16 protein-coding genes are annotated in these 19,972 nt (G+C 70.9%); 8 read left to right on the forward strand and 8 right to left on the reverse strand.

Annotated elements, in window-relative coordinates:
* Positions 1–1,404: a Si-specific NAD(P)(+) transhydrogenase gene (gene sthA / locus ACIBSW_RS25210; protein ID WP_354719141.1), complete on the forward strand. Its 1,404-nt coding sequence runs from the start codon at positions 1–3 to the stop codon at positions 1,402–1,404.
* Between the two features lie 4 nt (positions 1,405–1,408).
* Here the strand turns inward: sthA and ACIBSW_RS25215 are convergent, their stop codons facing one another.
* Together ACIBSW_RS25215 and ACIBSW_RS25220 are read right to left on the reverse strand one after the other, a co-directional pair.
* Positions 1,409–2,206: a L,D-transpeptidase family protein gene (locus tag ACIBSW_RS25215; protein ID WP_354719142.1), complete on the reverse strand. Its 798-nt coding sequence runs from the start codon at positions 2,204–2,206 to the stop codon at positions 1,409–1,411.
* A gap of 87 nt (positions 2,207–2,293) precedes the next feature.
* On the reverse strand, positions 2,294–3,580 hold the full coding sequence (locus tag ACIBSW_RS25220; protein ID WP_354719144.1) for an RICIN domain-containing protein: 1,287 nt from the start codon (positions 3,578–3,580) through the stop codon (positions 2,294–2,296).
* A 218-nt stretch (positions 3,581–3,798) separates the two neighbouring features.
* On the opposite strand from ACIBSW_RS25220, the gene ACIBSW_RS25225 reads away from it, so the two are divergent.
* Positions 3,799–4,437 carry a CGNR zinc finger domain-containing protein gene (locus tag ACIBSW_RS25225; protein WP_354719146.1) on the forward strand — a complete coding sequence of 213 codons (639 nt, stop codon included), beginning with the start codon at positions 3,799–3,801 and terminating at the stop codon, positions 4,435–4,437.
* A gap of 42 nt (positions 4,438–4,479) precedes the next feature.
* On the forward strand, positions 4,480–5,253 hold the full coding sequence (locus ACIBSW_RS25230; RefSeq protein WP_354719148.1) for a zf-HC2 domain-containing protein: 774 nt from the start codon (positions 4,480–4,482) through the stop codon (positions 5,251–5,253).
* Positions 5,254–5,268: 15 nt separating this feature from the next.
* Here the strand turns inward: ACIBSW_RS25230 and ACIBSW_RS25235 are convergent, their stop codons facing one another.
* From ACIBSW_RS25235 to ACIBSW_RS25245, 3 genes are all read right to left on the reverse strand, one after another.
* Positions 5,269–5,502 carry a hypothetical protein gene (locus ACIBSW_RS25235; protein WP_354719150.1) on the reverse strand — a complete coding sequence of 78 codons (234 nt, stop codon included), beginning with the start codon at positions 5,500–5,502 and terminating at the stop codon, positions 5,269–5,271.
* Positions 5,503–5,561: 59 nt separating this feature from the next.
* A complete protein-coding gene (gene mscL, locus ACIBSW_RS25240; RefSeq protein WP_354719162.1) occupies positions 5,562–6,008 on the reverse strand; it encodes a large conductance mechanosensitive channel protein MscL in 447 nt (148 codons plus the stop codon).
* A gap of 116 nt (positions 6,009–6,124) precedes the next feature.
* The gene (locus ACIBSW_RS25245) at positions 6,125–6,478 is read right to left on the reverse strand and encodes an STAS domain-containing protein (protein ID WP_184998120.1); all 354 of its coding nucleotides are present in this window, start codon (positions 6,476–6,478) and stop codon (positions 6,125–6,127) included.
* A gap of 165 nt (positions 6,479–6,643) precedes the next feature.
* Between ACIBSW_RS25245 and ACIBSW_RS25250 the strand changes: the two genes are divergently transcribed.
* The 3 genes from ACIBSW_RS25250 to ACIBSW_RS25260 are packed head-to-tail and all read left to right on the forward strand — an operon-like array spanning position 6,644 to position 9,386.
* Positions 6,644–7,180, forward strand: a complete 537-nt coding sequence (locus ACIBSW_RS25250) for a PadR family transcriptional regulator (RefSeq protein WP_354719152.1) — start codon at positions 6,644–6,646, stop codon at positions 7,178–7,180.
* Positions 7,177–7,866: an ABC transporter ATP-binding protein gene (locus ACIBSW_RS25255; RefSeq protein WP_354719154.1), complete on the forward strand. Its 690-nt coding sequence runs from the start codon at positions 7,177–7,179 to the stop codon at positions 7,864–7,866. Before ACIBSW_RS25250 ends, ACIBSW_RS25255 begins: the two co-directional genes overlap by 4 nt.
* On the forward strand, positions 7,863–9,386 hold the full coding sequence (locus ACIBSW_RS25260) for an FtsX-like permease family protein (RefSeq protein ID WP_354719156.1): 1,524 nt from the start codon (positions 7,863–7,865) through the stop codon (positions 9,384–9,386). Before ACIBSW_RS25255 ends, ACIBSW_RS25260 begins: the two co-directional genes overlap by 4 nt.
* Before the next feature lie 40 nt (positions 9,387–9,426).
* Here ACIBSW_RS25260 and ACIBSW_RS25265 read toward each other — a convergent pair whose 3' ends face one another.
* Complete coding sequence (locus ACIBSW_RS25265) at positions 9,427–11,514, reverse strand: S9 family peptidase (protein WP_354724590.1); 2,088 nt, start codon at positions 11,512–11,514, stop codon at positions 9,427–9,429.
* Between the two features lie 129 nt (positions 11,515–11,643).
* On the opposite strand from ACIBSW_RS25265, the gene ACIBSW_RS25270 reads away from it, so the two are divergent.
* Entirely contained in the window at positions 11,644–12,822 is a 1,179-nt protein-coding gene (locus ACIBSW_RS25270; RefSeq protein ID WP_354724588.1) for an FAD-binding oxidoreductase, read from the forward strand.
* 7 nt (positions 12,823–12,829) lie between these two features.
* Here ACIBSW_RS25270 and ACIBSW_RS25275 read toward each other — a convergent pair whose 3' ends face one another.
* Both ACIBSW_RS25275 and ACIBSW_RS25280 read right to left on the reverse strand, forming a co-directional pair.
* The gene (locus ACIBSW_RS25275; RefSeq protein ID WP_354724586.1) at positions 12,830–13,393 is read right to left on the reverse strand and encodes a dihydrofolate reductase family protein; all 564 of its coding nucleotides are present in this window, start codon (positions 13,391–13,393) and stop codon (positions 12,830–12,832) included.
* Positions 13,394–13,425: 32 nt separating this feature from the next.
* Positions 13,426–15,435 carry a SpoIIE family protein phosphatase gene (locus tag ACIBSW_RS25280; RefSeq protein WP_354724584.1) on the reverse strand — a complete coding sequence of 670 codons (2,010 nt, stop codon included), beginning with the start codon at positions 15,433–15,435 and terminating at the stop codon, positions 13,426–13,428.
* A 111-nt stretch (positions 15,436–15,546) separates the two neighbouring features.
* Here ACIBSW_RS25280 and ACIBSW_RS25285 point away from each other — a divergent pair, with 111 nt between their 5' ends.
* Entirely contained in the window at positions 15,547–19,953 is a 4,407-nt protein-coding gene (locus ACIBSW_RS25285) for a HAMP domain-containing protein (protein WP_354724582.1), read from the forward strand.
* Positions 19,954–19,972 lie beyond the last annotated feature (19 nt).

A 19,972-nucleotide genomic window follows, 5' to 3' on the forward strand; every position in this document is an offset into this window, starting at 1 on the left:
GTGTACGACTACGACCTGTTGGTACTGGGCTCCGGGCCCAGCGGACAAAAGGCCGCGATCGCCGCGGCCAAACTCGGCAGGCGGGTCGGCATCATCGACCGCCGCGACATGATCGGCGGGGTGTGCATCAACACCGGCACCGTCCCGTCCAAGACCCTGCGTGAGGCCGTGCTCTACCTGACCGGCCTGAGCCAGCGCGACCTCTACGGCAGCAGCTACCGGGTCAAGGAGGAGATCACGGTCAGCGACCTGGCCGCCCGGACCCAGCACGTGATCACCCGGCAGACCGACGTCATCCGCAACCAGCTCGCCCGCAACCACGTCGCGATGCTGACCGGCACCGGCCGGTTCGCCGACGCGCACGCGCTCTGGATCGACGGCGGCGGTGGCCGCGACACCAAGGTCAGCGCCGACAAGATCATCATTGCCGCGGGCACCCGGCCGGCCCGGCCGGACAGCGTCGACTTCGACGACCGGACCATCGTCGACTCCGACGGCGTCATCAACCTGCAGGCCGTGCCGCGCAGCATGGTCGTGGTCGGCGCCGGGGTGATCGGCATGGAGTACGCCTCCATGTTCGCCGCGCTCGGCACCAAGGTCACCGTCGTCGAGCGGCGCGACAAGATGCTCGAGTTCTGCGACGACGAGATCGTCGAGTCGCTGAAGTACCACCTGCGCGACCTGTCGGTGACGTTCCGCTTCGGCGAGGAGGTCGCGGCCGTCGAGCGGCACCAGACCGCCGCGCTCTGCATCCTCAAGAGCGGCAAGAAGATCGTCGCCGACACCGTCATGTACTCGGCCGGCCGGCAGGGGCAGACCGACGACCTGGCCCTGGAGGCCGCCGGGCTGAGCGCGGACAAGCGCGGCCGGATCGAGGTCGACACCAGCTACCGCACCGCGGTCGAGAACATCTACGCCGTCGGCGACGTGATCGGCTTTCCGGCGCTCGCCTCGACCTCGATGGAGCAGGGCCGGCTCGCGGCCCAGCACGCGTGCGGCGAGCCGGTGCGCGAGATGCACGAGCTGCAGCCGATCGGCATCTACACGATTCCGGAGATCAGCTTCGTCGGTAAGACCGAAGACCAGCTCACCGACAGCGCGACCCCGTTCGAGGTCGGCATCGCCCGCTATCGCGAGCTGGCGCGCGGGCAGATCGTCGGCGACTCGTACGGGATGCTCAAGCTGCTCGTCTCGCCCGAGGACGGCCGGCTGCTCGGCGTGCACGTCTTCGGCACCGCGGCCACCGACATCGTGCATATCGGACAGGCGGTGATGGGCTGCGGCGGCACGGTCGACTACCTGGTCGACACGGTGTTCAACTACCCGACCCTGTCGGAGGCCTACAAGGTCGCGGCGCTTGACGCGAGCAACAAGATCCGCAACATCACCCGGATCGACGGCTGATCGCTCAGTACACCCAGACCCGGGTCTTGAGCGGCAGCTCGTCGTTCTTCCAGAGCCAGTTCATCGCCGAGATCGACACCCGCGCGCAGCCGTGCGACGCGGGGTACGGCGGCACGCTGTTCGCGCCGTGTACGGCGATGCCGCCATTGAAGTACTTCGGGCGCCAGAGCAGGCCGAGCGGCGCGTGCCGCCAGCCGTCGATCTGCCGGGACACCTTGAACTTGCCGCTCGGGGTGTCGGCCAGGTACGTCTGGCCCTTCTGTTCGTAGTGCTCCATCGAGCCCGTCGAGGTGTTGAAGATCTGGCTGACCTTGCCGTCGTCGACCAGCATCAGCAGCTGGCGCTTCAGGTTGATCTCGACGACGCGGCCGCTGGTGCTCTTCGCCTCGGGGCGTACGCCCTCGTCCAGGGCCTTCTTGGTCTTGGGTCCGACCACGCCGTCGCGGCCCAGGCCCGCGGCCTTCTGCAGCGCGAAGACCGCCTGCTGGGTCTGCCCGCCGAACTTGCCGTCGGCCTCGCCGTTCCAGTAGCCGAGCTCGTTCAGCCGCTTCTGCAGCGCCAGGACCTCGGCGCCCTTCGCGCCGCTCTTGAGCTTCCGCGGCTTCGCGGGTGCCGACGGTGTCGGCGAGGCCGTCGGTGCCGCCGGCTCGGCGGAAGGCGGCGCCGTCGCGGGGGTCGAGGCGGGCGCCGTCGACGGTACGGGGGAGGGCGCCGCAGTCGACTGGGAGTCGCCGCCGTCGCAGCCGGAGGCCAGCGTGGCGATCGCGATCACCGTGGCCGCATACGTCAGAGCTCTCCGCACCAGGTTCCCTTCGACAACGCCATGGTCACACGCGAGAACAATTCAGTGTGACCATGGCGTCGTCAAGGCCGTCTGCGCGTCCGCGACCTAACGCACAGTGAGCCGGAAGCTCTGCGCCGCGGTGCCGTTGCAGGTGTACTGCACGAGCTGCACGCCGTCCGCGGTCGAGGCTGCGGGCACGTCCAGGCACTTGCCGCTGTTGCGGTTCACGAAGTGGTACGCGCCGCCGGCCTCGGCGACCGGCTGCCACTGCTGGTTGCCGCCGCCCGAGTAGGACCAGGTCTGTATCGGCGCGTTGTCGGCGGTCGACACGTTCGTCACGTCCAGCGCCTGTGCGCTGTTGCCCCGGTTGTTGATCCGCACGTAGTTCCCGCTCGTCGCGGCGAACTGGTACTGCTGCGCGTTGCCGGCGTTGCAGGCGTACTGCTGGATCGCCGTGCCGTTGGTCGTGCCGCCGCCACGGGCGTCGACACACTTGCCGCTACCCGCGTTGACGATCGAGTACCAGGCGGACGGGTTGATGGGAGGGGGAGTGGTCGGCGGGGTGCCGGTCGCGCCGCCGAGCCAGAGCAGGCCGTTGATCAGCCACTGGTTCTGCTGTGCGCTCGCGAACGTCGACGAGGTCCGGGTGTTGGTCTCGTAGTTCATGCCGTTGTGGCCGAAGTTCGCGTACAGCATCCGGTAGTTCTTGTTCGTCCAGATCAGCGGGTAGTAGCCGCTGCGCCACTGCTGGTTCGGGTCGGTGCCGACCGGGAAGCTGGACGCGTCGACCGAGGCCAGGACGTCGATGTCCGGGTTCTGCCGCAGGTCCCGGCTCCACGAGTACCACTCGCTGACCGAGGAGGTGATCGTCGCGGGCAGGCCCGCGGTGGAGGGGTGCTCGCGGTCCTCGATCCTCAGCGTCTCGGCGGTCGGGCCCCAGGTGTTGGTGGCGAAGTTCCCCGAGCCGAGGAACGTGTTGTGGTACCAGCTCCACGAGTTCGCGTCGGTGGTGAACGCGCTGACGTGGAAGCCCATCCAGGCGCCGCCGTTCTGCATGTACTGCTGGAAGGCGGCCCGGCGATTCGCGGGCGGCGCGTCGTCCAGGAACATGATGACCTTGTATTGGGCCAGTTCGCCGGCGTTGAGGCGGCTCCAGTCGGTGGTCGCCTCCCAGGTGAAGCCGTGCTGCGCGCCAGCCCGGGGGAACCAGTCGCGGGCCTCGGAGTCGAAGTCGATGTGCGCGGCGTCCCAGGTGCCGTTGTAGAACGCGAGCACCTTGAACGGGGCGGCCGCGGCCGCGGCGGCGTCGCTGGTGACGGCGATGCCGGCGGAGCCGGCCGTGAGGATTCCGAGCGCGGCCACGAGGGCGCGCCTGAGCAGTTTTCGAGCCACGGGATGTCCTTGGGGATGGGGGCGGTGGGGGCGGCGCCGCTGCCATACATCCTCAGTCATCGATGCCTTGCGGCACAAGGTTAAGAACCCTAATAGTTAATATAAGTGCTGATGGAGTCTTGATCAACAATGGGTCAGCACGCCAAGACGCTGCGTGGACGCGCCGATCAGGCGACCGGTGGATGCTGGTGTGAAAAAGAATCAAGTACCCTTCGCCTATGTCATGGAAGGCAAGTGCCCGGCACGGCGTACGCGAGGCGCCCGCCGGCCTCGCCCTCCTGCAGGATCTGTTGAACACCCGGGCGTCCATGTCATACGCCCCGGACCTGCTCGGTACCGCGGACGACGCCCAGCCATGGCTGACCGACGCGCTCACCACCTGGGCCCGGGTCGTGGGCCTGCCGGCGCCCGTCATCCTGCTGTCGTCGACCGACATGCGCTCGCTGCGCCGGCTGCGCTCGACGTTCGAGGGTGTCATCCTGGCCGGCGGTCGCCGGCCCGAGCCCGACGGCGCGCTGCCCCCGGCCGACGTGCCGGTCAGCCTGGTGCCCGACGCCGACGGCTGGGTCCGGATGGTGCCCGCCGGTCGCGGCACCCGCTGGTTGGCCTCCGCGCTGTGGGCCGAGACCCTGCTCGCCCAGCAGGCCGGCCTCTGGGCCCGGCTCAAGCTCTGCCACAACGTCGACTGCCGGGCGGCGTTCTTCGACACCTCCCGCAACAACAGCGGGGTCTGGCACGACGTCAGCACCTGCGGCAACACGGCGAACCTGCGGGCGTTCCGGGAGCGAAAGCGACTGATGGGCGGTTCCGGCAGCCAACTCGGCGGCCCCGGCGTGCAGCGCCCCGATCTGCGCTGACCGCCCGGGAACCAATGCACCCCGCCGGGCGACTATGGGGGTATGGCGTGTGAGCGGTGGCGCGAGATGCTGTCTGCACAACTGGACGGCGAGGACGATCCGGCCGACCGGGACCGGGTCGACGAGCATCTGTCCGGGTGTGCGGGCTGCCGGGAGTGGCTCGAACGGGCGGCGGCGGTCAACCGGCTGACGAGTACCGGCCTGGTCGCGGACGTGCCCGACCTGAGCGCCGCCATCGTCGCGGCCCTGCCGCCGGCACCCGGGCGCCGGCGCGGCCGGCTGCTCGCCGCCGGGCCGCTCTACGTGGCGCTGGCCGCGGTCGGCGCCGTGCAGCTCATCCTGGGCCTGGCGCAGGTCGGCGGCGGCGCGAGCAGCCTGCACGTGCACTCCGGCCTGGACGCGACCCCCGGCCACCTGTGGCACGAGTCGGCGGCCTGGAACGTGGCCGTCGGCGCCGGCTTCCTCTTCATCGCCCTGCGCCGCAGCCGGCCGACCGGCCTGGTCCCGATGCTGACCGCGTTCGTGGGGATGCTGCTGCTGCTCTCGGTCAACGACCTGTCGGCGGCCCGGGTCGACGGCGAGCGGCTGGTCAGCCACGGCTTCGTGATCCTCGGATACCTGATCGTCGTGGCGCTGTCGCGGGTCACCGGCGAGTCGGCCAGCCCGCCCGGCGACCGGGCGGCGGGCGGCGGCTGGCACCTCGTCGAGGAGGACGAGGCCGGCGAGCCGGCGGTGCCCGGGCTCCGCCTCGTGCCGCGCGGCCCGCTCACCGCCTCCGCGGCGGTCCCGCCGGGCGCCGGGCGCCGGGCCGCCTAGTTTCGGACCAAGCGGTCAGCGCGACGGCGGGCGGACCGACAGCTCGCGCCACTCGTCCGGGCCGACCAGCAGCGCGCGGACCATGTCGAGTGCGGCGTCCTCGCTGTCGTACTCGAAGAAGTGCGAGACGCCGTCCGCGCCGCCGGCCCGCTGCTCGACATACCACTGGTCGCCGCTGGTACGCAGGTAGACGTCCTTGCGCGCGACGTGTCCCCATCTGCCGTTCCACCAGTGCTTGCGCTGCTCCATCCCGGCACTGTATCGAACATCTGTTCGAACAGTGCCGGGCGGGGTTGATCTTTTCGGAGTCAGCGCTGCGGCGGGGTCTGCTGCTGGCGTCGGCCGAGGAGGTCGTCGGCCGAGCCCGGCGAGACCCGCTGCTGAACCAGCGCGTCGCGGATCTCGGTGAGCAGCCGGATCTCCTCGCTGGGGTTCTCCGGCGGCGGCTCCTCGCCGCGCTTGCGGCGCTCGGCGAGGCGGTTGAGCGGGTAGACCACGAGGAAGTAGAGGACCGCGGCGGTCAGCAGGAAGGTGATGACCGCGTTGACGAAGACGGCCCACTGGAACTCGACCTCGCCGACCTTCCAGACGCCGGCCGAGGCGCTGCTGTTGCCGCCCATCAGCTGGATGAGCGGCTTCAGGAAGGCGTTGGTGAACGAGGTGACGACGGTGGTGAAGGCGGCGCCGATGACGATGCCGACCGCGAGGTCGACGACGTTGCCTCGCATGATGAAGTCTTTGAAGCCTTTGACCATTGACAAGAGTCGCTCCTGCGCGCGTGGGCCGAGGGGGTTGCCGGCAGGGATTGCCCACTGCCGGTCAGCGACAAACTACGCCGATCGGATCACACGCGAAAATGACGGGCACGCGCTCAGTCGAGCGCGGGCTGTCCCGCCGTCACGGCCTCGTCCACTGAGGGGTAGGTGTGCAGCACCTCGACCAGGCCGCTGACCTCGAGGATGCGCAGCACCCCGCGCTGCGGGGCGGCGAGGCGCACGACGCCGCCGGCATCGTCGGTGCTGTTCTTCGCGCGCACGAAGACGGACAGCCCGGTCGAGTCGCAGAAGGAGACCTCGGCCAGGTCGAAGACCAGCTGCGTGCGGCCCTTTTCCAGGAGGTCGCTGATCTGGTCCTGAAGCTGTGGTGCGGTGGCCATGTCGAGCTCACCCGCGACCGACACGACGACCATGTCGCCGCGCTGTTCCGTTTGTACCGTCAGGGACATTCAGGACCTCCAGTTATGCCACGAACGCTACTCCACGCCGGGAGGCGCGTGTGGAACGGGAGCGCGGTTGTGCCCCGGAGATTTTAGTTGATGCACGACAAGTAACGAAAGGTCCGGCGGGCGAGGGCTTGACCCTGGCTATTCACTCAGTGAATAGTGGTCGGTATGTCAACGTCGCACGTACTGCTGGGGCTGCTGTCCGCCGGCCCTCAGCATGGTTACGAGCTCAAGCGGGTGCATGACGAACGACTACCCAGGGCGAAACCGCTCGCGTACGGGCAGGTCTACGCCACGCTCGGACGCCTCGAGCGGGACGGGCTCGTCGAGCAGGCGGGCCAGGACCAGGAGGGCGGGCCCGAACGGACCGCCTACGCCCTCACCGACGCCGGCCGCGACAAGCTCGGCGAGTGGCTGGCCGCCGTCGAGCCGCCGGCGCCGTACGTGACGAGTGACCTCTTCGCCAAGGTCATCGTCAGCCTGCTCGCCGCCGGCACCACCGCCGCGACCGACTACCTCGTCGCCCAGCGCGCCGCGCACAGCACCCGGCTGCGCGAGCTGACCGCGGTCAAGACGGCGCCCGACTCCTCCGCGGGGGACGTCGTCGCCGCCGACTACGCCATCGCCCACCTGGACGCGGACCTGACCTGGTTGCAGACCACGTTGCTGCGCGTCGCCGAGCTGCACCGAGAGGTGAACGCATGAACGCGCTACTCAAGGGAACAGGGCTGCATCGCTCGTACGGGGCGACGCCGGCCCTGCGGGGCATCGACATCGAGATCGGCGAGGGTGAGATCGTCGCGGTCACCGGGCCCAGCGGGTGCGGCAAGTCGACCCTCCTGCACTGCCTCGCCGGGATCCTCAAGGTCGACGCCGGCGAGGTGCGCTACCGCGACCAGGACATCGGGCTGTGGAACGAGGCTGCCCGCTCCCGGCTCCGGCGTACCGAATTCGGGGTGCTGTTCCAGTTCGGCCAGCTGGTGCCGGAGCTGACCGCCGCCGAGAACGTCGCCCTTCCCCTGCTTCTCGCCGGCTCGGGGCGGCGTGACGCGCGCAAGGCCGCGACGCTGTGGCTCGGCCGCTTCGGCGTCGGCGACCTCGCCGACCAGCTGCCCGGCCGGATGTCCGGCGGCGAGCAGCAGCGCTGCGCGGTCGCCCGGGCGCTGGTCACCGAGCCCAAGGTGCTCTTCGCCGACGAGCCGACCGGCGCGCTGGACGTGCTCACCGGCGAGCAGGTGCTGACCGAAATCGTGCACATCGCCCGCGAGCAGGGCACCTCGGTCGTGCTGGTCACCCACGAGCCGAAGATCGCCGCGTACGCGGACCGCGAGATCGGGCTCCGCGACGGCGTGCTCGACCCGACCGGCCTGGGTCTCGAGGTCAGCTCATGACGCCGTACGCGCTGAGCCGCCTCGCGGTCGCCGGCGGCCGCACCGACCTGCTCCGGATGACGTTCACCGCGGCCAGCTCCGCGCTGGCCGCCGTGGTGCTGCTCGCCGCCGCGGCCGTGGTCGCGGTGCCCGAGCTGGGCAGCCCCGACGGGGGCTCCGACTCCTGGAACCAGCAGTACGCCAACCCGCTCCTCGTCGAGCCCGGCCTGCGGCCCGGCGTGGTCGCCACCCTGCTGCTGCTGGCCGTCCCGGTGCTGTTCCTGGCCGGGCAGAGCATCCGCTTCGGCAGCCCCGCCCGCGACCGCCGGCTCGCCGCCATGCGGCTGGCCGGCGCGACCCCGGGGCAGGCCGTCCTGATCGCGGCGACGGAGACGGCCGCCGCTGCGCTGCTCGGCTCGGTCCTCGGCACCGGCGTCTTCCTGCTGATGCGCACGCTGCTCGACGGGCGCGACGCCGCCGGCCTGCTGCGGCTGCCGACCGACGTCATGCCGTCCGCGCTCGCCTTCGCGCTGGTGCTGCTGCTCGTGCCGCTGCTCGCCGCGCTGATCGGCGCGTTCCTGCTGCGCCGGGTCATCATCACCCCGCTCGGGGTGGTGCGCCGCACCCGGTCGAAGTCGCCGCGCCTCTGGCCCGGAGTGCTGATCATCGTCGGGGTGTTCGCGCCGTTCGTGATCCGGCCGCTCGGCAGCTACCTGTCACACACCGTCGGCCGGATCGGTGCCGACCTGACCCTCGTCGTCGGCTTCCTCGTGGTGCTGCTCGCCGTCGTCGGCGTCATCGTCGGCACCGGCTGGATCAGCTACACCTCGGGCCGCCTGCTGCACCGCTTCGGCCGCCGGCCCGCGACCCTGCTGGCCGGCCGGCAGCTCATGGCCGACCCGTGGAACGGCAGCCGCACCCTGTCGGCCCTGCTCGCCGCGCTGGTCGTCGGCGCCGGGGTGCTCGGCTACCGCGCATTCATGACCACCCAGTTCGCGGCCGAGGCGGCGGCGCACCGGATGAGCGACGACGCCGAGAACTACGCCGAGAACGACGACTTCTATCTGAACTCCGTCGACCTGGTCCGGATCGCCGTCGTCGCCGGCCTGGTCGTCGCGGCGGCCGGGATCATGGTCGCGCTCGCCGAAGGCATCGTGTCCCGGCGCCGCACGTACGCGGCGCTGGTGGCGGCCGGCGTCCCGCGCCGGACACTCGGCGAATCCATCGCCTGGCAGGCGCTCACGCCGCTGGTGCCGGCCATCCTGGTGGCGCTGACGGTCGGGGCGAGCCTGCTGCGGGGCATGGGCACGAAGGTCACCGGCGGCGGGGGCGGAAGCTGCGCGGGGACCGCGGAGCAGTGCGCCGACCCGAACTCGCCGTATTGGCAGATGGATCCCGAGGTGACGATGCAGGTGCCGGTACCCTTCGGCGATCTTCTCGTGCTCGGCGGCGGCGCCTTCCTGCTCATGATGCTCGTGGTCGGCGTGGGTCTGATCTTCCTGCGCCGAAGCACCGACCTCGACGAGCTCCGGATCGCCTAGGGCTCGTGGCCCGGCCGGAGCCCGGCCGGGCCACGATGCCTCAGGCCAGGCCGACCCGGTCGAGGATCCAGGCGGTCACGAACGCCTCCTCTTTCCAGGCGTCGTACCGCCCGCTCGGGCCGCCGTGCCCGGCGCCCATCTCGGTCTTGAGCAGGTACGAGCCGTCGGGCGCCACCGAGCGCAGCCGCGCGATCCACTTGGCCGGCTCGTGGTAGAGCACCCGGGTGTCGTTCAGGCCGCTCACGGCGAGGATCGCGGGATACTTCAGCTTCGCGACGTTCTCGTACGGGCTGTACGACTTCATGTACGCGTACACGTCGGCGTTCTCGAGCGGGTTGCCCCACTCCTCCCACTCCGTGACCGTCAGCGGCAGCGACGGGTCCAGGATGGACGTCAGCGGGTCGACGAACGGCACCTGCGCGACGATGCCCGCGAACGCCTCCGGCGCCAGGTTCGCGACCGCGCCCATGAGCAGCCCGCCGGCCGAGCCGCCGCGGGCGACCAGCCGGTCCGGCGCCGTCCACGCCGCCGCCACCAGCGCGTGTGCCGCGGCGATGAAGTCGGTGAACGTGTTCTTCTTGGTGAGCAGCTTGCCCTCTTCGTACCAGCGCCGGCCCATCTCGCCGCCGCCGCGGATGTGCGCGATGGCGTAGACGACGCCGCGGTCCAGCAGCGACAGGCGGGCGATGGAGAAGTACGGGTCCATGCTGATCTCGTACGAGCCGTAGCCGTACAGCAGCAGCGGCGCGGTGCCGTTGCGCGGCGTGCCCTTGCGCGCGACGACCGAGATCGGCACCCGGGTGCCGTCGGCCGCGGTCGCCCACTCGCGGAACTGCTCGTAGTTGCCCGGGTCGAACTCGCCGAGCACCGGCTTCTGCTTGCGCAGCACCATCGCCCGGGTGATCAGGTTTACGTCGTAGACCGACTCCGGCGTGATCATCGACGTGTAGCTGATCCGCACGATGTTCGTGTCGTACTCCGGGTTACCGGCCAGGCCGACGCTGTAGATCGGCTCCGGGAACTCCATGTCGTAGCTGTCGGTGCTGCCGTCGGCCATCACCCGCAGGCCGGTGAGTCCGTCGCGGCGCTGCGAGATGACGATGTGCCGCTGGAACGCGTCGATCGACTCGAGCCGGGTGCCCTGCCGGTGCGCGATCAGCTCCACCCAGTCGCCGGGATTGTCCACCGACGTGTACGCGACGGCGAAGTCCTCGGCGTTCTCGTTGTGCAGGATGAGGAAGCGATGTCCGTGGTGCTCGATCGAGTACTCGACGCCCTGCACCCGCTCGCGGATCAGCGCCGGCTCGGCCGTCGGCGCCGCGGCGTCGATGACCCGGACCTCGCTGGTGACCTTGCTGTTCGAGTCGATGATGAGGAACTTCTCGCTGCGGCTCAGCTCGACGCCGACCCAGAAGCGCTCGTCGGTCTCCTCGTAGACCACGACGTCGTCCGCGGCGGGCCGGCCGATCGTGTGCCGCCAGACCTTGCTGGGACGCCAGGCGTCGTCGACGGTGGTGTAGAAGAGCGTCGAGCCGTCCGCCGACCAGGCACTGCCGTAGAAGGTGTCCGGCACCTCGTCGGCCAGCACCTCGCCGGAGCGCAGGTCCTTGAACCGCAGCGTGAACCGCTCGTCGCCGTCGAAGTCCACCGAGTACGCCAGGCGGTCGCCGCCCGGCGAAACGTCGAACGTGCCGAGCGCGAAGAACTCCTTGCCCTCGGCGAGCTCGTTGCCGTCGAGCAGCACCTCCTCGCCGGCCAGCGGCGCGCCGTCGCCGGTGGCGGGCGGGTCCACGTCGCCGGGGGCGGCCGCGACGCGGCACTGGATGCCGTACTGCTTGCCCTCGACCGTGCGGGTGTAGTACCAGTAGCCGCCCTTGCGGCTCGGCACGGACAGGTCCGTCTCCTGGGTGCGGCCCTTGATCTCCTCGAAGAGCGTGGAGCGCAGGTCGGCCAGGTGTACGGTCGCTGCCTCGGTCCAGGCGTTCTCGGCCTCCAGGTACGCGATCGTCTCCGGGTCGTCCTTCTTGGCGAGCCAGGCGAATTCGTCGGTGACGGCGTCGCCGTGGAAGGTGCGCTCGGAGGGCACCTGACGGACCGCGGGCGGGGTCGTGGGCATGTCGGTGGTCACGCTGAACCACGTTACCGGGAGGTCACTGATCGCCGCCCGCACATGCGGCTCTCCCCAGGCCATTCGAACATGTGTACGATATGCCAGAGTGGACGATCTTCAGGGGTGCAACCAGGTGAGGGGTAGCTGATGGTGACTGCTCTGCCCGGCCGGGAGCCCCTGCTCCGCGCGCTGATGGACATCTGTGGTCCGGACTTCGCCCGGGAGGCGGGCGCCGCCGACCTGGTCGCCGGCCATCTGGCCAGCTTCGTCGCGGCGCCGGCCACGACGAACGCGGCGATCGACACGCTGCGCCTGGCCGCGGAGCGCGGCCTCGCCGTCGTCCCGCGCGGCTCCGGATCCAAACTCGACTGGGGCGCGCCGCCGCGCGGCATCGACATGGTGCTGGACACCGGCCGGCTGGACGGCATCTGGGACCACCACCCCGACGGTCCGACGGCGGAGATCGGATCCGGCACACCGGTCCGGGCGGTGCAGGCGGCGCTGGCCCTGCGCGGCCAGCGGCTGGCGGTCGACCCGCCGTCGGAGGGCGCGACGATCGGCGGCATGCTCGCGGTCAACGAGTCGGGTCCGCTGCGCCACCGCTTCGGCACGCCGGCGGCGCAGGTCGAGCGAATCTCCTACGTCGACCGTGAGGGCGTGGCCGGCGAGTCGGACGGCGAGGACGGCCGGCCCGGCATCGCCGAGGTGGACGGCGTGATCCTGTCGGCGCGGATGCGGCTGCGGCCGCTCCCGGCGGCCCGCCGCTGGGTGCTGGTGCCGGTCTCGACGCCGTTGCAGGTGCACCACCTGGTCGAGGAGGCGCTGTCGCAGCGGGCCGAGCCGAGCGCGATCGAGGTCGACCTGCCGACGCCGGCCGGGGGTGGCCGCCCGGGCGCACAGCCGCCGGGGTCGGTGGCCGTGCTGCTCGAGGGCGGCGCGGTCGACGTGGCCGGGCGGGCCGAGCAGGTGGCGAAGGCGCTGGGCGACACGGCGACGGTCACCCCGACGGCGCCGAAATGGTGGGGCCGCTACCCGTTCGGGCGCGAGGACGTGGCGCTGCGGATCACTGTCGCGATCGCGGACCTGCACGCGGCGGTCTACGCGCTGCGCGACGCGACCGGCGAGTCGGTGCCGGTGCGGGGTTCGGCGGGCCGGGGCACCGTGCACGCGGTGCTGCCGGGAACGCTGGCCCCCGAGCGGGTCGAGGGGATACTGGACGCCGTGCGCGGGGTGCTGCTGGCCCGGGGCGGCCGGTGCGTGGTGATCACGGCGCCGTCGCCGATCAGCACGAACATCGACATGGCCGGCCGCCGGGACCTTTTCTAGCCCTGCCCTAGGCGGGCGGGCCCACCGCGTAGGTCAGGTAGGCGAACTGGCCGCGCTGCTCGACCCCGGTCAGTGTCAGCCGCGACGACTCGATCCGCCGCGGCAGCAGCGGCGCGCCCGCGCCCAGCGCCACCGGCGCCACCCCGAGGATGATCTCGTCGAGCAGGCCCGCGTCCGCGAAGGATCCCGCGAGCTCGCCCCCGCCGACCAGCCAGATGTTCTTGCCGGCGGCCGCCGAGACCATCGCCTCGTGCACCGGGCGGACGTCACCCTGCACGAAGGTCAGGTCGGCGCCCGGAACGGGCGTCAGCGTGCGGTGGGTGAAGACCCAGGCCGGCACGGCGCCGTAGTAGTCGCTCCACTTGATCGGCTCCTGCTCGAGCCGGTCGTGCTCCATCACCCACTCGTAGGTGGTCGCGCCCATCGCGAACGCGCCGACCTCGGCGAAGAAGGCGGCGAACGGGTTGCTGCCGGGATCGCTGTCGGCCGCGAAGAGCCAGTCCAGCGAGTTGTTCTCGTCGGCGATGAATCCGTCGATCGTGGTCGCGGTGTAGAACTGCGTCTTTGCCACGCTGACCAGCTTGCCAGTCGGGTACGACAGAATCAGGCGTCGTTGCGCAACACCAGGATGGCGATGTCGTCGCGGGGCTCCTCGACCGAGAAGTTGATCGTGGTCGAGCGCAGCCGGGCCGCCATCACGTCCGCCGGGTAGCCCGCCAGCGGCGCCGCCGCGTCGCGCAGGCGGCCGGTGCCGAACAGCTCGCGGCCGCGGCGCCGCTCGGTGACGCCGTCGGTGTAGAAGATCAGCGAGTCGCCCGGGTACAGCGTCACCGGCGCGTCCGGCGAGGTGATCGTCTCGAGCAGGCCGAGCGCCGTACCGCCCTCGCCGACGAAGGACGTCTTGCCGTCCGCGCGAACCAGGACGGCGCGGTCGTGGCCGGCCAGGTGCAGGCAGACGTCCAGGTTGTCGCCCACCTGGACGACCGACGCCATGGCCAGCGTGCAGTAGCGGCCGCCGCCGCGCTGCACCAGCGTGCGGTTGACCCGGCAGAGGATCTCCGTCATCGGCTTGCCGTCGTCGACCAGGATCCGGATCACGTCACGGACCAGGCCGGTCACCGTCGCGGCCTGCACGCCCTTGCCGGAGACGTCGCCGACGACCACGACCCAGCTGTCGTCGCCGGCGCCGACGACGTCGTAGAAGTCGCCGCCGACCTCGGCGCCCGTCGGCACGTACTCGGCGGCGAAGCCGATGCCCGGCACGTGCGGCAGGGCCGGCGGCAGCAGCGAGGCCTGCAGCGTACGGGCGACCTTGCGTCTTTCGTCGTGGATCCGCGCGTTGTCGATGGCCAGCGCCGCGCGCCGGGCGACGTCCTCCAGGACGGCGACCTCGTCCCCGTCCTGCCGGTGCCGCAGGTGCCGGCCGACCGAGAGCGTGCCGAGCGGCTGCCCGCGCGCCACCAGCGGCACCGCGAATCCCTCGTGCGGCGTGCCGAACATGGCCTGCTGGCCGAGCCGCGACGCCTCCTCGAGCCGGGCCAGGATCGAGTCCGGCCCGGTCTCGGCGAGCGCGGCGTGCAGCTGCGGCACCGCCTCCTCGTCGGCGTGGGTCGCGGCGGCGAGCTGGAGCCGGCCCCAGGCGTCCGTGGTGTGCACCGCGCACCACTGGCCGAGCCGCGGCACCACCAGCCGCGGGATCAGCGCCATCGTGAGGTTCACGTCGAGGGACTGCGCGAGCAGCTCGCTGGCCTCGGCCAGGAACGTCAGCCAGGTCTGCCGGCGCAGGTCGGCGCGGCGCAGCCGGTCGTTCTCCAGGTGCAGCGAGAAGCGCTCGGCGACGATGGTGGCCAGCGGCTGGGCGTAGCCGGCGGGGGAGGCGTCCAGCTCGAGCTCGCCCGAGTACGGCCGCTGGACGGTCAGCGGCACCCGGATCGTCTCGGCGTCGTCGCGGGGCGCGCGGCCGTGCCGGGCCAGCAGCTGCCGGCCGCCGCCGTCGCCGTGGTCCAGCCGGACGACGCCGCCGGTCGCGCCGGTGAGCCGGGCCAGCCGGGACAGCAGCTCGGCGGCGAACTCGGCGAGGCCGTCCTCGGTCTGCCGTTCGGGTCCGATCTGCAGCAGCGTGGTCAGCTCGCCGACGGTCGGGGTGACCACGCCGTCGGCGGCGGTGAGCTCGGTGCCGGGTGGGCCTTTTCGCACCAAACGGAACCAGACGCCCTTGCCGCTGCCCTCGTGCACGGTGCCCCAGCGGCTCGCGAAGTGGTCGACGAGCAGGAGGCCGCGACCACGCTCCGCTACCTCGCCGATCTCGCTCTTCTCGTTGCGCGGGCCGACCGCCAGCTGCTCGACCGGGCCCGGCGCGAAGTCGGTGACCGTGACGGTCAGCCCGCCGCTGTCGGCCTCCACCTCGATGTCCAGCTCGGTGCCGGCGTGCACGACCGCGTTCGTGGACAGCTCCGTGGTCAGCAGCAACGCCTCGTTGACCAGGGCATCCAGCCCGGCCTCCTCGAGCACGGTGCGGACCAGGGCGCGCGCCGCGGCGGGCGTACGCCGGTCGTTGGGCAGCCTGACGCGGCGCACGAGGGCGCTCGAAGCATGGCCCGCCTCCACCGACACGTCTGCATCCTCCCCCGCCGGGGGTGGATGCACAAAGCCGCACCTCGCGTTGACCTACCGGTACGAGGGATGATGGAGCGCCCCAACCGTTGGACACCGAGTGAGGACAGCATGACTGCGACCAAACCGGTCAATGTCGGCGCGCCGGACGAGACCGCCGTACTGGGCGAACTGGCCGAGGCGCTGAGCCGTGTCCGACGCGGCGATCTCAAGGTCCGCCTGCCCCGGCGGGGCGGGATCGCGGGCGAGGTGGCGGACGCGTTCAACGAGGTCGTGTCGCTGCAGGAGCGGCAGAACCTCGAGGTCCGCCGGATCAGCCGCATCGTGGGACGCGACGGCCGGCTGACCGAGCGCCTGGACGAGGAGGGCCTCGACGGCGCCTGGGCGGACAGCGCCCGCTCGGTCAACTCGCTGATCGACGACCTGGGCCGGCCGACGACCGAGATCTCCCGGGTCATCGTCGCCGTCGCGGACGGCGACCTGTCGCAGCACATGGCACTCGAGATGGACGGGCGACCACTCAGGGGTGAATTCCTCCGGATCGGGCGCGTCGTCAACACGATGGTGGACCAGCTGTCCTCCTTCGCCGACGAGGTCACCCGGGTGGCCCGCGAGGTGGGTACGCAGGGCGAGCTGGGCGGCCAGGCCGACGTCCGCGGCGTCGCCGGCACCTGGAAGGACCTCACCGACTCCGTCAACACGATGGCGTCGAACCTGACTCACCAGGTCCGCTCGATCTCGCAGGTCGCCACCGCGATGGCCCGCGGCGACCTGTCGCAGAAGATCACGGTCTCCGCGCGCGGCGAGGTGGCCGAGCTGGCCGACACGATGAACGGCGTGACCGACACCCTGCGGCTCTTCGCCGAGCAGGTGACCCGGGTGGCCCGCGAGGTGGGCACCGAGGGCAAGCTCGGCGGCCAGGCCGACGTGCCCAACGTGGCCGGCACCTGGAAGGACCTCACCGACTCGGTGAACTCGATGGCGTCCAACCTGACCAGCCAGGTCCGCAACATCGCACAGGTCTCGACCGCGGTGGCGAAGGGCGACCTGTCGCAGAAGATCACCGTGGCCGCGCAGGGCGAGATACTCGAGCTGAAGGACACCGTCAACACGATGGTGGATCAGCTGTCGTCGTTCGCCGACGAGGTGACCCGGGTGGCCCGCGAGGTGGGTACCGAGGGCCGGCTGGGCGGTCAGGCGCAGGTGCGCGGCGTCTCCGGCACCTGGCGCGACCTCACCGAGAACGTCAACCAGCTCGCCGCCAACCTGACCGACCAGGTCCGCAACATCTCCCAGGTGTCCACCGCGGTGGCCAAGGGCGACCTGTCGCAGAAGATCACGGTCGACGCCCGCGGCGAGATCGCCGAGCTGAAGAACACCATGAACACGATGGTGGATCAGCTGTCGTCGTTCGCCGACGAGGTGACCCGGGTGGCCCGCGAGGTCGGCTCCGAGGGCAAGCTCGGCGGTCAGGCCGAGGTCAAGGGCGTCTCCGGTACGTGGCGCGACCTCACCGACAACGTCAACTACATGGCCTCCAACCTGACCAGCCAGGTCCGCAACATCGCCTCGGTCACCACCGCGGTGGCCAAGGGCGACCTCGGCCAGAAGATCACGGTCGACGCCCGCGGCGAGATCCTGGAGCTGAAGTCGACGGTAAACACGATGGTGGATCAGCTGTCGTCGTTCGCCGACGAGGTGACCCGGGTGGCCCGCGAGGTGGGCACCGAGGGCAAGCTCGGCGGTCAGGCGCAGGTGCGCGGCGTGGCCGGCACCTGGCGCGACCTCACCGACAACGTCAACTCGATGGCCTCGAACCTGACCGCGCAGGTCCGCAACATCGCGCAGGTCTCCACCGCCGTCGCCCGCGGCGACCTGTCGCAGAAGATCACGGTCGACGCGCAGGGCGAGATCCTGGAGCTGAAGTCGACGGTCAACACGATGGTGGATCAGCTGTCGTCGTTCGCCGACGAGGTGACCCGGGTGGCCCGCGAGGTCGGCTCCGAGGGCAAGCTCGGCGGTCAGGCGCAGGTGCGCGGCGTGGCCGGCACCTGGCGCGACCTCACCGACAACGTCAACTACATGGCCTCGAACCTGACCGCCCAGGTCCGCAACATCGCCTCGGTCACCACGGCCGTGGCCAAGGGCGACATGTCGCAGAAGATCACGGTCGACGCCCGCGGCGAGATCCTCGAGCTCAAGGACACCGTCAACACGATGGTCGACCAGCTCTCCTCGTTCGCGGGCGAGGTCACCCGGGTCGGCCGGGAGGTCGGCATCGAGGGCAAGCTCGGCGGCCAGGCCGAGGTCAAGGGCGTCTCCGGTACGTGGCGCGACCTCACCGACAACGTCAACCAGCTCGCCTCGACGCTCACCATCCAGCTGCGCGCCATCGCGCAGGTGTCCACGTCCGTGACCCGCGGCGACCTGACCCAGAGCGTGGCCGTCGAGGCGCAGGGCGAGGTGGCGGAGCTCAAGGACAACATCAACCAGATGATCGTGACGCTGCGGGAGACCACCAAGACGAACGCCGAGCAGGGCTGGCTGGACTCCAACCTGGCCCGCATCGGCGGCCTGCTGCAGGGTCAGCGCGACCTCGGCGAGGTCTGCCGGATGATCATGACTGAGGTGACGCCGCTGGTGGACGCGCAGCTCGGCGCGTTCTTCATGGTGGACCACGAGGAGGCCGTGATGCGGCTGCGCCTCACCGCCTCGTACGGATACGTGGCCCGCAACCACGAGGTGACGTTCGGTCCCGGCGAGGGGCTGGTCGGCCAGGCCGCCGTCTCCCGCCGCACCATCCGGGTCCGGGCCACCCACGACGGCGTCCTGACGATGCGCTCGGGTCTCATGGCGATGCCGCCGAACGACCTGGTGGTCCTGCCGGTGCTCTTCGAGGGCGAGATGCTCGGCGTGATCGAGTTCGCGTCGGTCGCGGCGTTCTCGGGCCTGCACCTGACGTTCCTCGAGCGGCTGGTCGCGACGATCGGCGTCGTGCTCAACACCATCCAGGCCAACCGGCGCACCGAGGAGCTGCTGTCGCAGTCGCAGCGCCTCGCCCGCGAGATGCAGGACCAGTCGGCGGAGCTGCAGCGCACCAACGCCGAGCTGGAGGACAAGGCGCAGCTGCTCAGCGAGCAGAAGGCGAACATCGAGACCAAGAACCGGGAGATCGAGCTGGCCCGGCTCGGCCTCGAGGAGAAGGCGCAGCAGCTGTCCCGGGCGTCGGCATACAAGACCGAGTTCCTGGCGAACATGAGCCACGAGCTGCGCACGCCGCTCAACTCGCTGCTGCTGCTGGCCCGGCTGCTGGCCGACAACTCCGACCACAACCTGACCGAGAAGCAGATCGAGTTCGCCCGCACGATCCACAGTGCCGGCTCGGACCTGCTGTCGCTGATCGACGACATCCTGGACCTCAGCAAGATCGAGGCGGGCCGGATGGACGTCGAGCCCGACCAGGTCGACTTCGACGGCGTACGCAGCTACGTCGAGCAGGCCTTCACGCCGCAGGCGGAGGAGAAGGGCCTCGAGTTCCGGGTGGACGTCTCGCCCGACCTGCCGGACTCGATCGTCACGGACGCGCAGCGGCTGCAGCAGATCCTGCGCAACATGCTCTCCAACGCGGTGAAGTTCACCGACCAGGGCTCGGTGACGCTGAGCATCTACCCCGCGCCGGAGCACCTCGACTTCGACATCCCGGGCCTGGCCGCGGCCGGGCAGGTGGTGGCGTTCGCGGTGTCCGACACCGGCATCGGCATCTCCGACGAGAAGCTCAGCCTGATCTTCGAGGCGTTCCAGCAGGCCGACGGCACGACCAGCCGCAAGTACGGCGGCACCGGCCTGGGCCTGTCGATCAGCCGCGAGTTCGCGGCGCTGCTCGGCGGCACGATCGTGGTCTCCTCCGCGCCCGGCGAGGGCTCGACCTTCACGCTCTACATGCCGGACGCGCTGGTCGCCGACGTGATCCCGGCACCGACCCTGCCGCACCTGTCGCCGGCGCCGGCCACGCCGCCGCGCCGCGCGACGATGACCTCCCTGGACCTGCCGCTGATCACCAGCCACCCGGAGGGGGAGAGCCACCAGGTCAGCCCGGCCAGCCGCCAGCTCGACGGCGCAACGGTGCTGATCGTCGACGACGACGTCCGCAACGTCTTCGCGCTGACCAGCGCCCTCGAGATGCACGGCCTGAACGTGCTCTACTCCGACAACGGCGTCGACGGCGTCCGGCTGCTGGCCGAGCACCCCGAGGTGGACATCGTGCTGATGGACGCGATGATGCCGGAGCAGGACGGCTACGAGACGACCCGGGGAATCCGCCGCAACCAGCGCTTTGCGGACTTGCCGGTAGTGTTCCTTACGGCGAAGGCGATGCCCGGCGATCGTGAGTCGGCGCTCGCCGCGGGCGCGAGTGACTACATCACCAAGCCCGTCGACCTCGACGAGCTGATCGAGCTGATGGCCCGGTGGGTCAACGCCTCCGACAGCTCCGGGACGGAGAGTGAGCATGGCCTTTAGTCGGGTCAAGGGCGGGGAG

The organism is Actinoplanes sp. NPDC049668 (assembly GCF_044465445.1).
Lineage (GTDB): Bacteria > Actinomycetota > Actinomycetes > Mycobacteriales > Micromonosporaceae > Actinoplanes.

Coding starts and splice junctions, on each gene's coding strand:
- ACIBSW_RS25250 (WP_354719152.1), top strand. CDS start 6,644: ATGTCAACGTCGCACGTACTGCTGGGGCTGCTGTCCGCCGGCCCTCAG.
- ACIBSW_RS25285 (WP_354724582.1), top strand. CDS start 15,547: ATGACTGCGACCAAACCGGTCAATGTCGGCGCGCCGGACGAGACCGCC.
- ACIBSW_RS25230 (WP_354719148.1), top strand. CDS start 4,480: ATGGCGTGTGAGCGGTGGCGCGAGATGCTGTCTGCACAACTGGACGGC.
- ACIBSW_RS25260 (WP_354719156.1), top strand. CDS start 7,863: ATGACGCCGTACGCGCTGAGCCGCCTCGCGGTCGCCGGCGGCCGCACC.
- ACIBSW_RS25255 (WP_354719154.1), top strand. CDS start 7,177: ATGAACGCGCTACTCAAGGGAACAGGGCTGCATCGCTCGTACGGGGCG.
- ACIBSW_RS25235 (WP_354719150.1), bottom strand. CDS start 5,502: ATGGAGCAGCGCAAGCACTGGTGGAACGGCAGATGGGGACACGTCGCG.
- ACIBSW_RS25245 (WP_184998120.1), bottom strand. CDS start 6,478: ATGTCCCTGACGGTACAAACGGAACAGCGCGGCGACATGGTCGTCGTG.
- ACIBSW_RS25225 (WP_354719146.1), top strand. CDS start 3,799: ATGTCATGGAAGGCAAGTGCCCGGCACGGCGTACGCGAGGCGCCCGCC.
- ACIBSW_RS25270 (WP_354724588.1), top strand. CDS start 11,644: ATGGTGACTGCTCTGCCCGGCCGGGAGCCCCTGCTCCGCGCGCTGATG.
- mscL (WP_354719162.1), bottom strand. CDS start 6,008: ATGGTCAAAGGCTTCAAAGACTTCATCATGCGAGGCAACGTCGTCGAC.